Origin of the sequence: Flexivirga sp. (genome assembly GCF_051955415.1) — a bacterium.
GTDB lineage: Bacteria > Actinomycetota > Actinomycetes > Actinomycetales > Dermatophilaceae > Flexivirga.
In genome coordinates this window covers 1-5,884 of record NZ_JBQCGS010000031.1, presented here as the reverse complement: position 1 = coordinate 5,884, position 5,884 = coordinate 1, and the positions used below count along the sequence as shown (strand labels likewise).

Genomic DNA, 5,884 nt, shown 5'->3' with positions numbered 1-5,884 from the left:
GTTCGTCTTCCTGTGCGGTGCCGAGCTGGTGCACCGCCCCCGGCACCGCGTCCAACAGGTCCGCCACATCGTGCAGGGCGGCGAGCAGCTCCGGTCCGCGACCGGGCGCGGCAGGTGTGACAACGTCTTCGGAATCGGTGCGCATGTGGGAGGGCGTGAGAGGTTCGCCGGGCAGCTGCGGATCGGCATCCATGTCGCGAACCTTCTTACTGGACAACGTTTTCGACGTACTCCGATTCTACTCCAGAGGCGTGGGGAAACCTAGCGATTCATCGAACACATTTTCGGTGAAACGTATCGGCGGTTCGGAATGCCGCCACTCCAGCCACGTTCAGCGAACCCTCGCTCTTCGCCGGACACCACACTCCGGCAAGCGGATTCGGTCACTCGTCCTTACCGAGGTGCGTCAGTGCCGCGACGACGAGCGCTTGCACACCACGATCCAAGGTCGGCTGAATCACGGGAGCGAAGAACGGCGAGTGGTTGACCGGGATGTCCGCACTGACCCGACCGGCCTGTGCCGCGACGGCATACGCATCGGGGTCGGTGCCGCCGATTCCCCAGTAGGAGTAAGGGATTCCCAGTGCTGTCGGGATGTCGCTGAAGTCCTCGCTGGCGCTCTGCAGCGGCAGTTCCTGCGCATCGTCGCCGAAGAAGTCGGCGAACGCTGCCGCGAGCAGCTCGGTGGTGGCGTCGTCGTTGACGGTCGGCGGGAACTCGTCATACAGCTCGAACTCCGGCTCCTTCGGCGAGTCCGAGGCCGCGCACTCCGCAGTGACAATCCGCCGGATGGCGTTCAGCAGGCCCTCGCGGGTCCGGTCGTTGTAGGTGCGGACGTTGAGCTCGATGACGGCGCTGTCGCCGATCACGTTGCTCTTGGTGCCGGACCGGATCGCACCGACGGTGAGCACGGCGGGCTCGGTGGGCGCGATCTCGCGGGAGACGATCGTCTGCAGCCGTATGACGATCATCGCCGCCAGCACGACCGGATCGATCGCGGCCTGCGGCATCGAGCCGTGCGCGCCCCGGCCGTGCACGGTGACGCGCATGCTGTTGGCGGCAGCGAAGACCGAGCCGGAGCGAGTCACGACGATTCCCGCCGGCATCGCCAGGACGTGCTGGGCATGCGCCACGTCCACGGACCCGACCACCTGCTGCAGCCCGTCGTCCAGCATGCCGCGGGCGCCGTCGCCGACCTCCTCGGCAGGCTGGAACAGCACGACGAGCGAGCCGGACCACTGATCGCGGCCGGCGGCCAGCAGGGCTGCCGCGGTGGCGAGACAGGCCACGTGCACGTCGTGCCCGCACGCGTGCATGACGGGGACCGTGTCGCCGGAGGCGTCGGTCGCGACGACGTTGCTCGCGTAGTCCAATCCGGTCGCCTCCTGCACCGGGAGCGCGTCCATGTCGGCGCGCAGCAGCACACGGGGCCCGTCGCCGTTGTGCAGGACGCCGACCACGCCGGTCCCGCCGACGCCGGTCGTGACGTCATACCCCGCCGCACGCAGGCGGTCGGCGACCTTGCTCGCGGTCCTGGCCTCTTGGTGCGAGAGTTCCGGGTGCTCGTGCAGATCGCGGTAGAAGTCCTCGAGATCGTGGCGCATGCCGTCGAGTCCGGCCAGAACGGTCCGGGCGGAGTCGGTGCTGGTCATGGTTCCTCCTCGTGGTCGGTCGCCTCGGCATCAACCCTGCGCCGCCCGGCTGGACGTCTCCTGGTCTGCAACGCCCGCGCGAGCTTCTCCCGGCGGGCGCGGTCCAGGCCGGCCTTGGCCGCGACCCGTCGTGGGGCCACGGTCCACGCATCGGCGTCCGGCAGCATCCACCCGCGCCATCGGGCGACCAGACACAGCCCCGCGCCGGTGACCGTGGACGCCACCAGACCCACGGTCGGCCGACCGTTCTCGGAGCAGACGACGAGGACCCCGCTGGCGACGATCGCACACGAGGCGTAGAGCGTGTTGCCACCCAGCACGGTGGGGATGCGTCGCGTCACGATGTCGCGTATGGCGCCGCCGCCGACCGCGGTGATCGTGCCGAGCAGGATCGCCGGGAGCCAGCCGATGCCGACGGCCAGGCTCTTCTGCGCGCCGGCGGCGGCCCAGGTGCCCAGCGCGATCGCGTCGACGACCGGCCACACGCGATCCCACAGCGGGCCGCTGACGTTGGCGACATACGAGATCGCCGCTCCGGCGAACGCGGTGAGCAGGTAGGCGTAGTCCTGCAGTGCCACCGGCGGCCCGTGCTGCAACAGGACGTCGCGCACGATCCCGCCGCCGAGCCCGGACAGCACCGCGAAGGTGAGGAAACCGATCGGGTCCAGGCGCTCGTGGCGGGCGACCAGCCCGCCGAGGATCGCGTTGGCGAAGACGCCGGTCAGGTCGAGGATCCGGAACAGCTCCGACAGGTCACCTTGCTGCATCTGGCGCGCTTCCTCCTGCCGGCCGGACCGTGGGCCCCCAACGCTAGCGCCGAGACTCCCGTCCTCGGGTGCCTAGAAGACGACGACCGACCGCAGCACGTTGCCGTCGTGCATCTTGGCGAACGCCTGCTCGACCTCGTCGAGCGCGATCTCCTCACTGACGAACGCGTCGAGGTCGAGCCGGCCGCGCTGGTAGAGGTCGATCAGCATCGGGAAGTCGCGGCTGGGCAGGCAGTCGCCGTACCAGCTGGACTTCAGGGCTCCGCCGCGGCCGAAGACGTCGATGAGCGGCAGGTCCGGCAGCTTCATGTCCGGTGTCGGCACGCCCACGAGCACCACGGTGCCGGCCAGGTCGCGTGCGTAGAACGCCTGCTTCCACGTCTCCGGGCGGCCGACGGCCTCCACAACGATGTCGGCACCCTCGGCGCCGGGGTAGACCTGCTCGCAGATCGCCTTGATCTGCTCGACCGGGTCGGCCTGGGACGAGTCGACGGTGTGCGTGGCGCCGGCCCGCTTCGCCGCCTCCAGCTTGCGCGGGTCGATGTCGACCGCGATGACCGGGGAAGCGCCGGCCAGGACTGCTCCGGCGACAGCCGCGACTCCGACACCGCCGCAGCCGATGACGGCGACGGACCGGCCACGAGTGGCGCCGCCGGTGTTGATCGCGGCGCCCAAGCCGGCCATCACGCCGCAGCCCAGCAGCCCGGCCGCGGCCGGTCGCGCCTGCGGGTCGACCTTGGTGCACTGGCCCGCCGCGACGAGGGTCTTCTCGGCGAATGCACCGATGCCCAGCGCCGGGGTCAGCTCCGTTCCGTCCTCCAGCGTCATCTTCTGGGTCGCGTTGTGCGTGGCGAAGCAGTATTGCGGTTCGCCACGCTTGCACGCACGGCACTCCCCGCAGACCGCGCGCCAGTTGAGGATCACGAAGTCGCCGGGTGCCACGTCCGTGACGCCCTCACCGACCGCCTCGACGATGCCGGCGGCCTCGTGCCCGAGCAGGAAGGGGAAGTCGTCGTTGATGCCGCCCTCGCGGTAGTGCAGGTCGGTGTGGCAGACGCCGCACGCTTGGATCTTGACCAGCGCCTCGCCCGGGCCGGGGTCGGGCACGTTGATGGTCTCGATGCTGACCGGCTCGCCCTTCGCTGTGGCGACAACGGCTTTCACCTGCTGCATGACTCGACTCCTGTCATTCGTGCTGGCTGCTGAGGATCTCATGCAGGTGCGCCAGGGCGGTCGCCACCTCCACGAAGCTGGTCGACAACGGCGACATACCCGCGCGCAGACCGCGCGGCCGCCGGAAGTCGGGTATGACGCCACGCTGCCACAACTGGGCGATGGCGTCCTGCATCGCGTCGTGCTCGAGCGTGACGTGCCCACCGCGCACCGAGGGGTCACGCGGCGACGCGACCGTGACGCCCCACGGCGCCAGCGCCTGGTCCGCGACGTCGACCACGAACTCGGTGAGCCGGATCGATTTCTCCCGGATCGCCTCGATGCCGGCTTGCTCCACCAAGCCGAGCATGTCCTGCATCGGCAGCATCCCGAGGATCGGCGGAGTGCCGCTGATGAATCGCCGCATCCCCTCGGCCGGCGCGTACGCCGGGCCCATGGTGAACGGCTCTGCGTGCCCCATCCAGCCCCTGATCGGCTGAGTCAGGCTCTCCTGCAACGCTTTCGCGACATACCCGAAGGCCGGCGCGCCGGGTCCGCCGTTCAGATATTTGTAGGTGCAGCCGACCGCCAGGTCGGCGCCCGCGGCGTCGAGCCCGATCGGGAGGAGACCGACCGAGTGGCACAGGTCCCAGAGCACCAACGCGCCGGCGTCGTGCGCCGCTGCGGTGACGGCCGGCAGGTCGGCGACATATGCCGACTTGTACGCGATGTGACTCACCAACACCAAAGCGGTGTCGGCAGAGACCTTTTTGGGAACCTGCTCGAGTGTCACACCAGTGGCCGGATCGGGCTCGATCCAGTCGATCGTCAGCCCGAGCTCCGCAGCGATGCCCTGCACGATGTAGCGGTCGGTCGGGAAGTTCTCGGTGTCGGCGACGATCCGGGTGCGGCCCGGCCGCGCCGCCACCGCCGCACGGGCCAGCTTGTAGAGCAGCACCGTGGTGGAGTCGGCGACCGCTGTCTGCCCCGGCGCCGCGCCGAGCGCCACCCGCCCGATCGTGTCGCCGAGCTGCAGGGGGCGATCCATCCAGGACTCGTCCCAAGCGCGGATCAGCCGCTCGCCCCACTCCTCGTCGACGAACTCGGCGAGCCGTTCACGGGTGACCTCCAACGGCCGGCCCAGCGAATTCCCGTCCAGGTAGGCCACTACGCCGTCGGGCAGCACGAACTGCTCGCGGTATGCCGCCAGCGGATCGCCCTCGTCCAGTGATTCCGCCTCTGCGACAAGGTGATCGGGCAGCTGGGTGAGGATGTCGGGCATGTCAGCCGATCTCCGTTCGCACTGAGTAGAGCTCGGGGAAGAAGGTCAGGTCGAGTGCGCGTTTGAGGAAGCCGACGCCCGAGCTGCCGCCGGTGCCCTTCTTGTAGCCGATGGTGCGCTGGACGGTGCGCAGGTGCCGGAACCGCCAGAACTGGAAGGCGTCCTCCAAGTCGACCAGGTCCTCGCACATGGCGTATTCGGCCCAGTGCGCGTCGGGATCCTCGTAGATCCGCTGGAAGACCGGGACGAGGTCCGGTTGCTCCACCCACGCCTGGCTGACGTCCCGGGCCAGGATGTGCTCGGGCACCTCGTGGCCGCGGGAGACCAGGAAACGGAGGAAGGCGTCATACACGGTGGGTGCGCGGAGGATCCCGCGCAGTCGTTCCTGCTGCTCGGGTGCGGCCTCGAAGACCGGCAGCATGCCGGCGTTCTTGTTGCCGAGGATGAATTCGACCGAGCGGTACTGGAAGGACTGAAATCCGGATGCGGAGCCGAGAAAGCCTCGAAACTCTCCGTATTCGCTGGGCGTGAGCGTGGCCAGCACGGACCACTGCTCGGCCAGCGTGCGGAAGATGTGCTTGACCCGCGCGAGGGCCTTGCGGGCCCGACTGACGTCCTCCGCCTGCAGATAGGTCCGCACCGACTCCAGTTCGTGCAGCACGAGCTTGAACCAGAGTTCGGTGGTCTGGTGCTGGATGATGAACAGCAACTCGTCGGGGTGGACCGGCTCGCTGACCGGGTGCTGCGCGTCCAGCAGCTTGTCGAGATCCAGGTAGCCGCCGTAGTCCATCCGCGACCGGAAATCGGTGCGGACCCCCTCTTCGATCGCTCGCTCGCCGTCTTCGATGGACACTGCGCCGTCGTCCCTTCCTCGCTGGTCCGACCAGTCTGGCAGTGACCGGTCCGGCGGGTGACGCAGCCCTCGTGAGCCTCGCGAGCCCCTCCCGACAGACCGAGGCGCACGCTGTCCCCCCGGCGGGCACCGTGCGCCGCGACCCCTCGCCCCCACCCGCGGCGTGGAACGGGACCCG

General features: G+C 69.3%; 6 protein-coding genes. All 6 read right to left on the bottom strand.

From position 1 onward, the window contains the following. Positions 1–193 (bottom strand): hypothetical protein (locus tag ACTHL4_RS05145; RefSeq protein WP_440281667.1); only part of this gene is annotated, 193 nt, incomplete at its 3' end. A 190-nt stretch (positions 194–383) separates the two neighbouring features. Beyond that, positions 384–1,652: an amidohydrolase gene (locus ACTHL4_RS05140; protein ID WP_440281666.1), complete on the bottom strand. Its 1,269-nt coding sequence runs from the start codon at positions 1,650–1,652 to the stop codon at positions 384–386. Further along, entirely contained in the window at positions 1,649–2,419 is a 771-nt protein-coding gene (locus tag ACTHL4_RS05135; RefSeq protein ID WP_440281665.1) for a trimeric intracellular cation channel family protein, read from the bottom strand. The genes ACTHL4_RS05140 and ACTHL4_RS05135 overlap by 4 nt, the downstream gene beginning before the upstream one ends. A gap of 72 nt (positions 2,420–2,491) precedes the next feature. Beyond that, positions 2,492–3,592 (bottom strand): S-(hydroxymethyl)mycothiol dehydrogenase, encoded by a 1,101-nt coding sequence (locus ACTHL4_RS05130; RefSeq protein ID WP_440281664.1) that lies wholly within the window; start codon positions 3,590–3,592, stop codon positions 2,492–2,494. Between the two features lie 13 nt (positions 3,593–3,605). Then, the gene (locus tag ACTHL4_RS05125) at positions 3,606–4,853 is read right to left on the bottom strand and encodes a kynureninase (protein WP_440281663.1); all 1,248 of its coding nucleotides are present in this window, start codon (positions 4,851–4,853) and stop codon (positions 3,606–3,608) included. 1 nt (position 4,854) lies between these two features. Continuing rightward, positions 4,855–5,706: a tryptophan 2,3-dioxygenase gene (locus tag ACTHL4_RS05120; RefSeq protein WP_440281662.1), complete on the bottom strand. Its 852-nt coding sequence runs from the start codon at positions 5,704–5,706 to the stop codon at positions 4,855–4,857. Positions 5,707–5,884: the final 178 nt, after the last annotated feature.